The following is a 14,402-nucleotide window of genomic DNA, read 5'->3' as shown; positions in this document are numbered from 1 at the left end:
TGCCTTGGCGCGCAGCCATCAGGGCCAGGGGCATGGACGAGCTACTTCAGGAATTTATTTCAGAAACGCAGGAAACGCTGGAGGCTCTGGCGGGCGAGGTCGTGGCCTGGGAGGCGGATCCGTCGGATCGCGACCGGCTGGACGCCATCTTCCGATTTTTCCACACGGTCAAAGGCAGTTGCGGCTTTTTGAACCTGCCCCGGTTCGAACGGCTGAGCCACGCGGCCGAGGATGTGCTGGCCGACATCCGCGCCGGCGAGCGGCAGGCCGATCCCGCGACGGTAAGCGCGGTGCTGGGCCTGATGGACCGGATCGGCGAGCTAACGGAGGCCGTCGCCATGGGGGCGGCGCTGCCCAATGAGAATGACGATTATCTGATCGCGGCGCTCAATACTCCGCCCGGCGCCGGTGCAGCCCAGGCCGCTGCCGCCGAGCCAGTCGAGGGCGAAGCCGCCCCGGTATCCGTCGCGCGCGCCCAAGCGCCGCAAGCCGCCCCGCGCACGATCCGCCTGCCATTAAGCCTGATCGATCAATTGATGAACGGCGTGTCGGACATGGTGCTGGCGCGCAATGAAATGTCGCGCAAACTGCGCGATCGCAGCAGCGACGCGGAGCTCGACACCGTGTTCGAACGCCTGTCCACCTGTGTCGCCGATATGCGCGACGTCATTTCCAAGACGCGGATGCAGCGCGTCGATCGCCTGTTTGCCGCCATCCCGCGCATGGTCCGGGATTTGGGTCGCGACCTGGGTAAGCGGATCGACCTGACGCTGGAGGGCGGCGATGTCGAGATGGACCGCGAGATGGTCGAGATGGTCGTCGACCCGCTCACCCATATCGTGCGCAACAGCATCGACCATGGCATCGAAACGCCTGAACGCCGCCGCGCGGCTGGCAAGCCGGAGGCGGGGCGCCTGCGCGTCGAGGCGCGCCAGTCGGGCAACCAGATCGTCATCATGATCAGCGACGATGGCGCGGGGATCGATACCGGCAGGCTGGTGGACAAGGCGATCGCCGCTGGCCGCCTGACGCCTGACGCTGCCGCGCGCCTGACCGAGCAGGAAAAGCTCGACCTCATCTTCATGGCCGGGCTGTCGACCGCGCAGCAGGTGACGGCGATATCCGGCCGGGGGGTGGGCATGGATGTGGTCCGCGCCAATGTGGAGCGGATCGGCGGCGTCATCGCGCTGGACAATCACCCGGGCCAGGGCTTGTGCATCACGCTGCGCGTGCCGCTGACGCTGACCATCATTCCGGGCCTGATTGTGCGCGCCGGTGGCCAGCATTTCGCGATTCCGCGCGCCGCCGTCGTCGAAATCCTGCACGACAATAATGACATGCTCCAGATCAGCGAAGTGGGCGGCGCCAAGATTGCGACGATCCGCGCCGTGCGCCATTCGATGGTGGATCTGGAAGCGGTGCTGGGCATGGAGAAACTGTCGCAGCCCGGACCCCGCGCGATCATGGTGGTGCGATCGAGCACGGGCATGCCCTTTGCCCTGGGCGTTGCCGCCGTGGACAATCATGAGGAACTGGTCATTCGCCCCGCCTCTCCCCTGGTGATGGCGAGCGGCGTCTATGCCGGCATGACCCTGCCGGACAATGGCCGGCCGATGCTGTTGCTGGATGCGGCGGGTCTGGCCAGTGTCGCCCGCCTGCCCAACATCGTCGAGGATGATGCCGCGCGCCGGCAGGAGCAGGAAAGCGAAGCCGCCGGCGTCGAAATGGTGGCCGCGCTGCGTTTCGAGGAATTGTCGGGCGAACGCCGCCTGCTCAAATTGTCGCTGATCGAACGGGTCGAGGATATCGACACCAGCCTGTTCGGGAAATCCGCCGGTCAGGCCTTCGTCCGCCTCGACGGGCGGCTGGTGACGGTCGTCAACGGCCATAGCAGCTTTGCCGGGGACAAGGTTTGCGCGCTGCGCCTGCGCGATGGCGAGCAGGAAACCTGCTATCCGGTCGCTGCGGTGCTCGATATCGTCCAGATGCCGCTGGTGCCCGACATGGTCGCCCTGCACGGTTTGCTGAGCGGCGTGTCCGTGATCGATGGCGAACATCTCGAAGTGCTGAACCCCTTTGCGCTGTTCGCATCGCTGCCGCAGGAACGGCCGGACCCCGCGCGTCGGGGACGCTGCATCCTGGTCGAAAGCGAGGACGGATGGACGCGCGAAATCCTGGCGCCCCTGCTGCGCCAGGCCGGTCATGACGTGACGCTGGGCCTGCCGGCCGACACATCGGTCGACCCGCGCGACATCATCCTGTGCAACGGCCCCGACACGGCGCAGGCCGGCGAAATGCTGGGCTGCCGCGTCGTGCAGTTGCGCGCGTCGCCACGCGCGGCGGGGCCGCAGGACGGCAGCATCTATCGCTATGATCAGGATGCGCTGATGGCCGCCATCGGCAGCAGGCAGGGGTAAGCGATATGGACAATCTCTATCTGTTCGCGATCCTGGCGGGCACGCGCGTCGCGGTGGACGCCAGCGAAGTCGAGGCGGTGGTCAAGCTGACCGATATTTCTCCGGTGCCCGGCATGGGCGCGCATGTCGCTGGCCTGTCGGCGTTGCGCAGCCGGGTGCTCACGATCGTCGACGTCGCCGCCATCGTGCACGGGCGACCAACGCCGTCCGACCAGCGCGGATTGGCGATCATCGCCGATATCAGCGGCCACAGCTACGGGCTGATGCTGGACAGCGTATCGGACATATGCCGCGTGCCCGAAGGGGCGGTGCCGTTGCGCGGGCAACTGGATTCCGCCTGGGCGCCCTATGCCAGCGCGATCGTGGAGCATGACGGGCATCCCTGGCTGCTGGTGTCGCTGTCGGCGTTCATCGAAGGCGCATCGGCCGCGCAGGCGGCCTGAAGCCGCGTCCGAGACGCGCTGTAATATATGTTTACCAAATACTCGCTTTTGCTGACTAAATCCGTGCCAACGCGATGCTCGTATCAAAGGGATACACGATGAAAAACTGCCTCGTCGTCGACGATTCGAAGGTCATCCGCAAGGTGGCCCGGCATATATTGGAATCGCTCGACCTGTCGGTCAGCGAAGCCGTGGACGGCCAGGATGCGCTGACCCAGTGCGAAGCGGCGGCGCCAGACGTCGTCCTGCTCGACTGGAACATGCCGATCATGAGCGGGATGGAATTTCTCCAGGCCCTGTCGAGCGCCAAGATGACGGCGCGGCCCAAGATCATATTCTGCACTACCGAAAATGGCATCAGCCATATCAAGGCGGCGGTGGATGCCGGCGCCGACGAATATGTGATGAAGCCGTTCGACCGCGAAACGCTGGAAAGCAAATTGTCGATCGTGGGGATCATCTAGCAGCCCGGTCTTCGTGCCGTTTCAAAGGAGCCCTGTCCCGCCTTCGTCCTTCGTCCAGGAAGTTTTCCGATGTCCAGTGCGCCGATCATGACCAGCCCCAGCCGCGTGTCGCGGCCGATCCGCACGCTGGTCGTCGATGATTCGGTCGTGGTGCGCACGGTGATCGAGCGCATCCTGAACGGCAATGACCGCTATGTCGTGGTCAACAAGAGCAGCAGCGCCGAGCAGGCGCTCGCCTTTCTGTCGGAAAACAATGTCGACCTGATATTGCTGGATATCGAATTGCCGGGCCAGAGCGGCCTGGCGGCGCTGCCGGCGATCATGCAGGCGGGCGCTGGCGTCAAGGTCGCGATCCTGTCGGGCAAGTGCGAGGAAGGCAGCGCCGCGGCAGTCGAGGCGCTGGCTCTGGGCGCGAGCGATATTCTGTCCAAGCCCGGCAGCGGCAGCTTTGGCGAACAATTCCCCCAGGCGCTGGTCGAGCGGCTGAACCGCCTGTTCGACACGGATGCGCAACCCGTGTCGCCGCCCGTAGCGCAGCCCCCGGCGCGCCCGGTTCGGCATGAAGCAAACAAGCCGCTCGCCTGTCTGGGGATCGGCGCGTCGACCGGCGGCATCCATGCGCTGGGCCAACTGCTTGACGGACTGGACGCGCCGCTGGGCGTGCCGATCCTGCTGACGCAGCATCTGCCCCTGAGCTTCACCGTCTATTTTGCGCAACAGCTGGCGCGGATGACCAGCCTGCGCGTCAAGGTGGCGGAAACCGGCGACCTGCTGGCGCCGGACGTGATTTACGTCGCGCCCGGCGACGCCAATCTGCAAGTGCGCAAAGGGCTGCACGGGCGCGTCACGATCCAGCTGAACCCCGAACGCACGCCGGCGGGCAATCTGCCGGGTGTCGACCCGATGTTCGCTAGCATGGCTGAAGCCTTCGGCGCGGGCGCGGCGGGGATCGTCCTGACTGGGATGGGGCGTGACGGAACGGTGGGCGCCCGCGACATCGTCGCGGCCGGCGGATGGATCGTCGCGCAGGATGAGGCGAGCAGCGTTGTGTGGGGCATGCCGGGATCGGTCGCTGGCGAGGGCCTGAGCTGCGCGGTGATGGCGCCCAGAGAAATGATGGCGTTTGTCGCGCGCCGAGGAAAGGGTGTGGCTTGATGACGGTTGGTGCGTCCGATTCGCAGCAGGGTGCTGCCCGCATCCTGTCCGCCTTGCTGGAAGCGCGCACGGGACAGACTTTGTCCGAAGGGCGCGCCTGGCGGATGGAAACGGCGCTGCGCCCGGTGCTGCGCGATCATGGTCTGGACGATATCGACGCGTTGACGGCGCGGCTGCTGCGCAAGGGCGATAGCGCGCTGGAACAGGCCGTGGTGGAGGCGCTGCTCAATAATGAAAGCAGCTTTTTCCGCGACCTTCAGCTGTTCGACATGCTGCAAACCAAGATACTGCCGCATCTGCACGAAAGCCGATCCAACCGGGTGCTGCGGATCTGGAGCGCGGGCTGTTCGACGGGGCAGGAAGCCTATTCACTGGCAATCCAATTGCGCAACGCCTGGTCGCGCTGGAACGGCTGGCAGATCGAGATATTGGCGACCGACATTTCGGGCCGCGCGATCGAACAGGCGCAATCGGGTATCTATTCCCAGATGGACGTGCAGCGCGGCCTGTCGATCGGCGACCTTATCAAATGGTTCGAACCGCATGGCGATGACTGGCGCGCCAGCCCCGAATTGCGGCGGATGATCCGTTTCCGGCAGGATAATCTGTTCGATGCGCGTGAACCGACGGGCGAATATGACCTGCTGCTGTGCCGCAACGTCCTCCTCTATTTCACGCCCGAACGGCGCAAGGCGGTGCTGACGTTGCTGGGGCGTCACAGCCATGCCGGATCGATATTGCTGCTGGGCGCGGGGGAAACGGTGATCGGCCAGGGCGACGATTTCATCGCCCATGGGGATTTCCGGGGCGCCTATGCGCGACAGGCGGCCGTGACGGCGCAGCATGTCGCGGGAATGCGGCGCGCGGGCTGACCGCGCAGGCGGGCACGTGCCCATACTTGATTGCAACGCGGGACTGCGTCATGGTCGACGCAGGCCCATGTCGTTCGACCGGCCGGAAGGGCGCGATGACCGACGAGTGAAGCAGACTGGCGTTTTCCGATGAGCGATGTGCCGATGATCGAAACGCCGTCGCCCAATTTCGACGAGCGCAAGTCGCCGGTGTCGATGCTGGTGTTGCATTATACCGGCATGCGCGACGCCCAGAGCGCGATCGCCTGGCTCGCAAGCCCGGAATCCAAGGTGTCGGCCCATTATGTCGTGTGCGAGGATGGGCAGATCATCCGCATGGTCGATGAGGCCAAGCGCGCCTGGCATGCGGGCCGGTCGCACTGGCGCGGGATCAATGACGTCAATTCCGCCAGCATCGGCATAGAGATCGTCAATCCGGGCCATGAATGGGGCTATCGACCCTTTCCGCAGGCGCAGATCGGCGCGCTCATTCCGCTGATGCACGACATCGTCCAGCGCCATGGCATCACGCGGGGCAATATCGTCGGGCATAGTGACGTGGCGCCCGCGCGCAAGCAGGACCCCGGCGAGCTGTTTCCCTGGGGGCAATTGGCGCGGTTGCGCCTGGCCCTGCCGCGGCCGACCCGCAACCTGATGGACCCGCTGTGGACCGACAGCGCCTTTCTGCTGGCGCTGGAGCGGTTCGGCTATGACATTGCCGAGCCGGACGCTGCGGTCATCGCCTTTCAGCGGCGGTTCCGCCCGGAACTGATCGATGGCGTGATCGACGGCGAATGCCGCGCGATATTGCTCGCGCTGCTGCTGCCCAAGCCGCGCGGCGACGAATAGTCAGGTGACTGGACGGCAAAAGCGCGCTAGGGCGCTGGACGCCAGAGGGCCGGGCGGCCGCGGCGTGGCGGGTAACTTCCACGGCGAGGAAAGTCCGGGCTTCACGAAATGACGGTGCCGGCTAACGGCCGGCTGGAGCGATCCAAGGGACAGTGCAACAGAAAGCAGGTCGCTAAGGCCTAGGCCCAGCGAAATTGAAAGGGTGCGGTAAGAGCGCACCGCGTCTGCGGCAACGCAAGACGGCACGGTAAACCCCACCGGAAGCAAGACCGAATAGGGGCGGCGCGCAGCGTCATGCTGCTAGGCAGATTTCGGCCGAGACCGCCCGGGTTGGTTGCTGGAGGAACGGAGCAATCCGTTCCCTAGAGGAATGGTCGCCCATCCTTCGCAAGAAGGGGGACAGAACCCGGCTTACAGGCCCTCTGGCATTTGATTTTCCTGTCTTTTCATGCTGCATGGGCCATGAACCAAGCGGGGGTGGCGATGAAGCTATGGGGTTGGGCGCTGGCGTGCGTGCTGGCGGCAGGGACGGCGCAGGCGCAGGAACAGCCGACGCAAAGCGTGCAGCAGATTTTCGATGCCGCCGCCGCGGCCACGGGCAAGGGCGATCATGCCGCCGCCGCCGCGATGCTCGCGACGCTGGAGCAGCGGGTCAAGAATCCGCGCAGCCTGGCCATTGTTCGTCTGCGCCGGGGCATGGCGCTGGGGGAAATGCGCCGCTGGAAGGAAGCGCGGCCGCTGCTGGAACAGGCGCTGGCGGCCCTGCCGATGGATGACCGCAGCCTGGATATCGACCGGGGACAGGCCCTGCGCACGCTGGGACGGCTGGAGTTGCACGACCTCGATTACGAAGCGGCATTCGACTATTATGATCGGTCGCTGGCGGTCGCGGTCGACCCGTCCGAACGCATCGCCAGCCTGTTGGGCAAGGCGCAGGCCGGCACCTTCATTGATGCGAACCGCGCGCTGGCCGATGCCGATGCCGCAGCGGCGCTGATCGAGCAAAGCGCCAAGGGCGACAAATCGGTCGCCGGCTATGCCGCGTCCATGCGCGGGCAGCCGCTGCTTAATCTGGGCCGTTTTTTCGAGGCGGAGCAGGCGTTCGCGAGGACAGTCGCTGCCGAAGGCGGTTTGTCGCGCAAGGTCAATTATGACGATCTGGTCGCGCGATCCAACGCCTCCATCGCCGCGCTGCTGGCCGGGCATCGGGACAAGGCGCAACAATATCTGCTCTACACCGGCGCGGGTCGGATGGAGAAACAGGATTTCGGGATTGGCGCGGACATGGCTTTGCCCATTTGCGGCGAGGACGGCATCAAGCCCGACGATATGGCGGTCGTCGAATTCGGCATCGCCGATGACGGGACCGTCAGCTACGCCCGGCCGATATATGGCTCGCGTCCTGGCGCCATGCCGCTGACGTTCGCGCGCGCGGTGCAGAACTGGACCTGGCGTCCCGAAGAGGTGGCGCAAATTCCCTGGCTGTTCCGGTTGGTGACGCGCCTGGAGCTGCGCTGTTCGGCCAGCGAAGGCGGACCGTCGCTGGCCGATGGCGCGCGCGCGGCGTTTCGTGACTGGGTCGAGGGCCGGGGCGTCCAGCCCTATCTGGCCGACGCCGGATCGGAAGCGCAGCGGCGCGCGATGCTGGTGGCCGAACTTGAACGGCGACGCACGAGCGCGACCAATCCGTTGGCACAGGCCCTGCTGCTATCGGACCTGCTGGAAAATCCGCTGGTCACAGGCGCGACGGCGGAGGCGTACAAAGCGCAATTGCGATCCCTGCTGGACGCGGCGACCGCACCGGCGCCGGTCCGGCTGTGGGCGGATTGGCTGTCGCGCAGAAAAGGCTCTGATGAACTGGACGCCAATGCCTATGCCGCCGATCCGGCCGCCTTTGCGCGCGCCCAATTGCTGAACTATGACCGGCCGCAATCGCGGCGCCGGCGACGGGACCCGGCGATACTGGATCGCATCATCGCCGATTCGCGGCTGGCGCAAGATGATCCGCTGCGGGTTGCGGCATTGATGCGGCGAGCGTCGGTTCGGGCGGCGGCGAAGGATTTTGCCGGCGCGCGGGCCGATTATCAGGCGACCGGGCTGACCGAACAGCAATGTTCCATCGTCGATGCGCAGCCCATGCTGCGCGGGGTCAATGTATCCGGCAACGACTATCCCGCCGACATGGTGCGTCTGGGCGTCGAGGGGTGGACACGGGTTCAGCATGATGTGTCGGCTGACGGCAAGGTGGTGAATGCGCGAGTGATTGCCGCCTATCCGCCGATCTTGTTCAGCTCCAATGGCGTGGCGCTGATGTCGCGGGCGAAGTTCGAACAGACTTATCGCCCCGATGGCGGGATGGGTTGTGGCGGCAGTGTTAACACCATCCGCTTCTTCAACCCTTGATGACGGCCCGCACTGGTATTCAGCGCGCACATTCCCTAATTTGCCATGATGGCAAGACAGGGTCGATCCAATGACTGGGGCTTTCCCCGGTGGCGCAGCTATGGCGCGGCGCGCGAGGCGCAGCAGGTGCGGCTATGTGACCGCCATGGTTGTGAAAAGCCGGGGGAGTGTCCGGCGCCCAAATCCCCCAACAGTCCGGAACGCTGGTATTTCTGTTCGGACCATGCGGCGGAATATAACCGGAACTGGGATTATTTTCAGGGGCTGGACCAGGAAGAGCGCGAACAGCGCGAACGGGCGGAGCGGCGCGACGCCAGCGGTTTCCAGTCGAGCGCCTATCATGGCTGGGGCGGGCCGGGCGATGGCAGCCGCTCACGTGATGAACTCCATGCGCTCAAGGCGCTGGAGCTGGAGGACGACGCCAGTTTCGAGACAGTGAAGAAAAGCTGGCGGCGGCTGGCCAAGGAAAATCACCCGGACGTAAAGCCGGGCGATGCCGAGGCTGCGGTGCGGTTTCAGGCGATCCAGGCCGCCTATGAAGTGCTGCGCGCCGCCGAGGAGCGGCGGACGTGGAAGCCGCGCGCGGCGGCCGACTGAAAGACAGGCGCGTGAAGGATCATGTCCGATCGAACTGGCTGCAGGCCGTGCTGGTCTGCCGCAAATGTTCCAAGAAGGTCGACGGTGGGTTCGGCCCTGACGGTGACGAACGCCTGGCCAAAGCCCTGCGCCGGCATTTGTCGCTCAAGAAAGGGCGCAAGGCCGCGGCGGGAATTGTCGAGGTGAATTGCCTTGGTATCTGTCCCAAGGGCGCGGTCACGGTGGTGAATGGCGCGGACAGTCGCGACTGGCTGTTGGTTCGCCCGAAGGCCGACTTGGACATGCTGGCGCAGCAATTGGGGCTGGCCGCGGCGCAGGATCGTTAATCACATCCTTACCATCCGCCCCCTATCGAGGCGGCATGATGATTCCCGCACGATTGGGGCACAACGCACCCATTATCACCCAATGCGGCCTTGGCCTTTTCGGCCTCCTGTTTCTGTATGCCATGCCGCCCGCGTCGGGCCGGATGGCGCTGGTGCCGGTCACGTCCCACGGACGCGCCATGCTGGCGTCGCTCGCCATCGCGCATGGCGCAAGGCTGGTGAGCGCGGGGCCGGGGCAGAGCCTGCTGGTCGAGGGGGAACGCAGCCGCCTGATGGAGCCGCTCATGCTTGCCGGCGTGCTGGTGCTCTCGGCGCGGGCGGGTGGTTGTGGAGGAATTGCCTGATGCGTGCGATCGACAGTCTGAGCCGCCTGCGTCTTCAGGGATTGCAGATTCTGCTTCTTGGCAGCTGGATCTGGAGCGGCGCGCTGGGATTGTTGTCGCTGGGGCTGGGGCTCGCCGATGGACCCCAGGTGCTGCTGGTATCGGCGCTGGTCAACATCATGCCCACCATCATGGTCCTGCGCCATCGGCAGGATGCCGCCGTTCGTCTGATGATGAGCACGCTGGCGACGGTACAGCCGGCGCTTGGCGTCTTCCTGCTGTCCGGCCACCGGTGGCAGATGGACGCCCATATGTTCTTCTTCGTGGCGCTGGCGGGGCTGGCGCTGCTTTACGACTGGCGGCCGATCATCCTGTCGGCGGGCCTGACGGCGCTGCACCATCTGGCGCTCAATTTCATCGCGCCCGACTGGGTGTTTCTGGGCAGCGGCAATGTGCAGCGGGTCGCCGTTCATGGCGTGGCGGTCAGCCTTCAGGCGGCAGTGCTATGCTATCTGGCGGTGCGTTTGCGGTCGCAATTGCTTGCGCTAGATAGTCATGCGAACGCGGCGGCGCAGCTGGCCGAGGCGGCGGAGGCAGGACGAAGCGCCGCCGAACGCGCCATGGCGCAAAGTCGCGAGGCGGCTCTGCGCGAAGATGCGATGCGGGCTGAACGCGAGCAGGAGCGGGCGCGGCTCACGACGGAAAGGCGCGCTGAAACGCTGGCATTGGTCCAGGCATTCCGCCAGTCGATCGCCGATGTCGTGAGCGCTGTCAGCGACGCGACCAGCGAACTGGACGATTCGGCGCGCGCGCTCAACGAACTGGCGCGGCGTGCCAGCGCGGGGACGGACGAAACCGTGGCAGCGGCCGAACGCTCGTCCGATCGCGCGGCGGAACTGGCCGGCCGGATCGAACAATTGTCCCAGTCCATCACGGCGATCGCGTCGGCGGCGGCGCAGCAGGCATCCCTTGGCGGCGACGCGCAGCGCGTGTCGAGCGCCGGGCATCAGGCGATGCGCGACATGGAAACCCGCACCGCGTCGATCACCAGCTTTGCCGATTCGATCACCCAGATCGCAGCGCGCACCAATTTGCTGGCGCTCAACGCGACCATCGAAGCGGCGCGCGCGGGGGAGGTTGGGCGCGGCTTCGCGGTCGTGGCGCAGGAAGTGAAGCAGCTGGCGGGGCAGGCGGCGAGCGCGACCGGCGAAATCCAGTCGCTCGCGACATCGGCGCATCAGGGCGCGGGCGTCGCCCAAGGTGCCCTGTCCGACGTGGCGCGGGTGGTCGAGCAACTGGCGGGAGCGGCGGGCGAGATTCAACGCGCGGTCGACAGCCAGCGCAATGCGACCAGCGCCATCGGCGAATCAGCGCGCGATACGGCGGAAGGCGTGACGCGCATGGCCGAGCGGGTGGAGCAGGCGGCCGACATGGCGCGCAGCACGGAAAGCCTGTCCGATCGGGTGTCGAGCGCGGCATCGGGATTGTCCCGCACGGCGCGCGCCCTGCAACGCGCGGCCGACCAGTTCGTCGCGCAACTGGAAGCGGCCTAAGTTATTACGCCGACCGAGCGGCAGGGCTCCGGTCAATGCCACGGCGCTGCGACAATGTATCGAACAGCCGGTCTTCCCGGCCGACCCGCTCCATCAGCATGTCCAGGATCAGGCGTGTTTCCACGCAAAAGGCCGGCCATTCACGGCCGATACGCATGTCGCTCCAGTCGGTCATATAGGCCCTGAACCGTTCGCCCAGAGCGCCCAGTTCCTTTTCCAACGCCGTCGCATGGTCGCGGGTCGACGCTTCGGGCGATCGTTTGAGCGTGGGATAGAAGATGCGGTCTTCCAGCGCGACATGGGTCAGAAGCTGCCGCGCGAGTTGCCAGCGCAGCCGCGCCACGCCTTCAGGCTGATATTCTTCCGCCACGGCCCGTTCGAGAGCGCGTGCGGTAAGGCCGATTTCGGCATGCTGGCGGCGCAATTCGTCCAGATCCATCAATCCCTCCTGACGTTGCGTCGGGAGGGGAAGTCATCACCGCGAATATTTAAGAATATCTTGTCATCCTGCCCAAATGGGAAGGGAAATGCCGCCCTGCCGTAGCGGCAGGGCGGCAAGGGCGCATCAGCCCGGCTGGTCGGCGCGGGAGACGCCCTGCCCATCCAGATTCTGGGCCGCAAAGTCCCAGTTGATCGCTTCCTTGAGCACGCGTTCGGCATAGTTGGGGCGCGCGTTGCGATAGTCGATATAATAGGCATGTTCCCATACATCGAGGATCAGCAACGGGGTGTGGCCTTCATGCGCCACCGGCGTGTCTGCGTCGTGATAGCTGGTCACTTCCAGCTTGCCGTCCTTGAGGATCAGCGCGGCCCAGCCGCTGGCGAAATGGCCAACGGCCTCCGCCTTCATCTTGTCGATCAGGGCGTCGACCGAACCGAAGGCGTCGTTGATCTTGTCCAGCAATTCGCCCGACGGCTGCTTCTTTTCGGGGCTGAGCGAATGCCAGTAGAATGTGTGGTTCCAGATCTGGCCGACCTGGTTGAACAGGCCGCCTTTGGACGACTTGATGAGTTCGACCAGCGACTTGCCCTGGAGCGACGCATCGGCGGCGACCAGTTCATTGGCCTTGGTTACATAGGCATTGTGATGCTTGCCATGGTGATAGTCGAAGGTTTCGGCCGACAGGATGTCGCCGAAGGCGTCCTTGGCATAGGGAAGGTCGGGCAGAACAAAGGCCATGGCGGATCTCCTCGGATTCGTTATGGGGACGGCCGCTCAACGGACGGAGCGGCCGAAAGGTTCATCGTCGCAGCAAGGCTGCAAGCCCGCCGCGCATCCCATATGCGCTCGCCGGCGCGGATTAAAAGAGGCTTGTGCCTATTGCGAAACGATCGCAGAAATCAGCCCTGCGGCGGGGTGGTTTCGCCAATATCCTCGCTCGGCTTTTCCTCGCCCAGCGTCAGGCCGTGGCGCATCAACATCGGGATGTTGGCGCCCGCGAAAATCACCGACACGATCGTCACGCCCCAGACCTTGACCGCCAGCCAGGCGTCGAAGCTCATCGTCCGGCGCATCGCTTCATTGGCGATCGCCATGGCGACGAAGAACAGCGCCCAGTTGCGCGACAATTTCATCCAGCCTTCGTGCGTCAGCCCGTCATAGGCCGCCTGGAGGAGATATTTGAGCAGCGGCTGGCCGCGCAACAGGCCTGCGAACAGCATCAGCGCGAAAAAGGCGTAGATGATGGTCGGCTTGACCTGAATGAAACTCTGGTCGCGAAAATAGATGGTGAGGCCGCCAAAGAACAGGATCAGCAACGCCGACAGCCAGAGCATCGGCGACACGCGGCCGAGCTTCACCTTGGAAATGATGACGGCAATGACGATCGCGGCCATGAAGGTCCCGGTGCCAAAGGTCATCGCCGTGATCGGATTGCCCGCGCCCCAGATCCAGCCCGCCCCCTTGTAGGTCAGGAAGAAGACGAGCAGCGGCCCGAAGTCGAGCGCCAGGGACAAGGTGCCGTTATTGTGGGATTTTGTCGCTGTCATTGCACCTTCCGTTCGCCCTTGAGCCTGTCGAAGGGCCGCACTTATTCCAGGAGAGGGCTGGGCTTCGACAGGCCCTGCCCGAACGGATCATGATCGCTTAGCGCGCATAGGCCGTGCCGGCGATCGCCTTCGCCATGTCGCCGGGGTCGAAGGGGCGCAGATCCTCGATCTTTTCACCCACGCCGATGGCATGGATGGGCAGGCGGAACTTCTCCGCCGCCGCGACCAGCACGCCGCCACGCGCCGTGCCGTCCAGCTTGGTCATGACCAGCCCCGTCACCTGCGCGGTTTCCTTGAAGACCTCGATCTGGTTCAACGCATTCTGTCCCGTCGTGGCGTCCAGCACCAGCACAACGTCATGCGGGGCAGCGGGGTTCAATCGGCCCAGCACCCGGCGCACCTTGGCCAGTTCGTCCATCAGTTCGGTCTTGTTCTGAAGCCGCCCGGCGGTGTCGACGATCAGCACGTCGATGCCGGTCGCGGTCGCCTGCTTGACGGCGTCGAACACGATGCCTGCCGCATCGCCCCCTTCCTTGCCCGCGACGATGGGGACGCCCAGCCGTTCGGCCCAGACCTTGAGCTGGCCGATGGCGGCGGCGCGGAATGTGTCGCCCGCCGCCAGCATCACGCCATAATCCTGTTCCAGGAAATTATGCGCCAGCTTGGCGATAGTCGTCGTCTTGCCCGAACCGTTGACGCCGATGACCAGGATGACCTGCGGGCGGGGAAACGCCTCGATCTCCAGCGGCCGCGCGACCGGGGCGAGCGTCTTTTCAATTTCCTCGGCAATGATCTCGCGCAGATATTCCTCGGTCAGTTCCCGGTTGAATCGCCCTTCGGCCAGCCGGTCGCGCACCCGGGCCGCCATGGCCGGGCCAAGGTCGGAGACGATCAGCGCCTCCTCGATCTCGTCGAGCGTCTGGTCGTCGAGCGCGGCCTTGGTGAAAAGGCCGGTCAGATTGTCGCCCAGCCGGTCGGACGTGCGCTTGAGGCCGCCGAACAGTCGATCGCGCCAGTTTGTGTCAGCCATGA

Annotated in this window: 15 protein-coding genes and 1 other RNA gene; 12 read left to right on the top strand and 4 right to left on the bottom strand. The window is 65.1% G+C overall.

Translation table 11 applies throughout. The annotated features are described in order from the left end of the window. The first annotated feature begins 32 nt into the window (after nucleotides 1-32). The 12 genes from RLDS_RS53460 to RLDS_RS53410 all read left to right on the top strand — a co-directional run bounded on the left by RLDS_RS53460 (nucleotide 33) and on the right by RLDS_RS53410 (nucleotide 11,381). A complete protein-coding gene (locus RLDS_RS53460; protein WP_021228702.1) occupies nucleotides 33-2,417 on the top strand; it encodes a chemotaxis protein CheA in 2,385 nt (794 codons plus the stop codon). Nucleotides 2,418-2,422: 5 nt separating this feature from the next. Beyond that, the gene (locus RLDS_RS53455) at nucleotides 2,423-2,860 is read left to right on the top strand and encodes a chemotaxis protein CheW (protein WP_021228701.1); all 438 of its coding nucleotides are present in this window, start codon (nucleotides 2,423-2,425) and stop codon (nucleotides 2,858-2,860) included. Between the two features lie 98 nt (nucleotides 2,861-2,958). Further along, a complete protein-coding gene (locus RLDS_RS53450; protein WP_009820910.1) occupies nucleotides 2,959-3,324 on the top strand; it encodes a response regulator in 366 nt (121 codons plus the stop codon). Between the two features lie 69 nt (nucleotides 3,325-3,393). After that, a complete protein-coding gene (locus RLDS_RS53445) occupies nucleotides 3,394-4,479 on the top strand; it encodes a chemotaxis protein CheB (RefSeq protein WP_021228700.1) in 1,086 nt (361 codons plus the stop codon). Continuing rightward, nucleotides 4,479-5,351 (top strand): CheR family methyltransferase, encoded by an 873-nt coding sequence (locus RLDS_RS53440; RefSeq protein WP_021228699.1) that lies wholly within the window; start codon nucleotides 4,479-4,481, stop codon nucleotides 5,349-5,351. The genes RLDS_RS53445 and RLDS_RS53440 overlap by 1 nt, the downstream gene beginning before the upstream one ends. 129 nt (nucleotides 5,352-5,480) lie before the next feature. Continuing rightward, nucleotides 5,481-6,179: an N-acetylmuramoyl-L-alanine amidase gene (locus tag RLDS_RS53435; protein ID WP_021228698.1), complete on the top strand. Its 699-nt coding sequence runs from the start codon at nucleotides 5,481-5,483 to the stop codon at nucleotides 6,177-6,179. Between the two features lie 41 nt (nucleotides 6,180-6,220). Then, an RNA gene (gene rnpB / locus RLDS_RS54840) (RNase P RNA component class A) lies at nucleotides 6,221-6,609 on the top strand. A 32-nt stretch (nucleotides 6,610-6,641) separates the two neighbouring features. Beyond that, a complete protein-coding gene (locus tag RLDS_RS53430) occupies nucleotides 6,642-8,582 on the top strand; it encodes a hypothetical protein (protein ID WP_031299250.1) in 1,941 nt (646 codons plus the stop codon). 48 nt (nucleotides 8,583-8,630) lie between these two features. Further along, a complete protein-coding gene (locus tag RLDS_RS53425) occupies nucleotides 8,631-9,179 on the top strand; it encodes a J domain-containing protein (RefSeq protein ID WP_031299248.1) in 549 nt (182 codons plus the stop codon). After that, a complete protein-coding gene (locus tag RLDS_RS53420) occupies nucleotides 9,152-9,505 on the top strand; it encodes a hypothetical protein (protein WP_021228695.1) in 354 nt (117 codons plus the stop codon). The genes RLDS_RS53425 and RLDS_RS53420 overlap by 28 nt, the downstream gene beginning before the upstream one ends. 35 nt (nucleotides 9,506-9,540) lie before the next feature. Then, nucleotides 9,541-9,849: a hypothetical protein gene (locus tag RLDS_RS53415; protein ID WP_021228694.1), complete on the top strand. Its 309-nt coding sequence runs from the start codon at nucleotides 9,541-9,543 to the stop codon at nucleotides 9,847-9,849. Further along, on the top strand, nucleotides 9,849-11,381 hold the full coding sequence (locus RLDS_RS53410) for a methyl-accepting chemotaxis protein (protein WP_021228693.1): 1,533 nt from the start codon (nucleotides 9,849-9,851) through the stop codon (nucleotides 11,379-11,381). The genes RLDS_RS53415 and RLDS_RS53410 overlap by 1 nt, the downstream gene beginning before the upstream one ends. Before the next feature lie 4 nt (nucleotides 11,382-11,385). Here RLDS_RS53410 and RLDS_RS53405 read toward each other — a convergent pair whose 3' ends face one another. From RLDS_RS53405 to ftsY, 4 genes are all read right to left on the bottom strand, one after another. Continuing rightward, on the bottom strand, nucleotides 11,386-11,820 hold the full coding sequence (locus RLDS_RS53405; protein WP_021228692.1) for a hemerythrin domain-containing protein: 435 nt from the start codon (nucleotides 11,818-11,820) through the stop codon (nucleotides 11,386-11,388). Between the two features lie 126 nt (nucleotides 11,821-11,946). Beyond that, the gene (locus RLDS_RS53400; protein WP_021228691.1) at nucleotides 11,947-12,561 is read right to left on the bottom strand and encodes a superoxide dismutase; all 615 of its coding nucleotides are present in this window, start codon (nucleotides 12,559-12,561) and stop codon (nucleotides 11,947-11,949) included. Nucleotides 12,562-12,722: 161 nt separating this feature from the next. Next, nucleotides 12,723-13,370 (bottom strand): septation protein IspZ, encoded by a 648-nt coding sequence (gene ispZ / locus RLDS_RS53395; RefSeq protein ID WP_021228690.1) that lies wholly within the window; start codon nucleotides 13,368-13,370, stop codon nucleotides 12,723-12,725. 97 nt (nucleotides 13,371-13,467) lie between these two features. Beyond that, nucleotides 13,468-14,400: a signal recognition particle-docking protein FtsY gene (gene ftsY, locus RLDS_RS53390; RefSeq protein WP_021228689.1), complete on the bottom strand. Its 933-nt coding sequence runs from the start codon at nucleotides 14,398-14,400 to the stop codon at nucleotides 13,468-13,470. Between the last annotated feature and the right edge of the window lie 2 nt (nucleotides 14,401-14,402).

Source organism: Sphingobium lactosutens DS20, assembly GCF_000445105.1.
Lineage (GTDB): Bacteria > Pseudomonadota > Alphaproteobacteria > Sphingomonadales > Sphingomonadaceae > Sphingobium > Sphingobium lactosutens.
The sequence above is the reverse complement of the archived record's forward strand: the minus strand, read 5'-3'. Positions and strand labels throughout refer to the sequence as shown.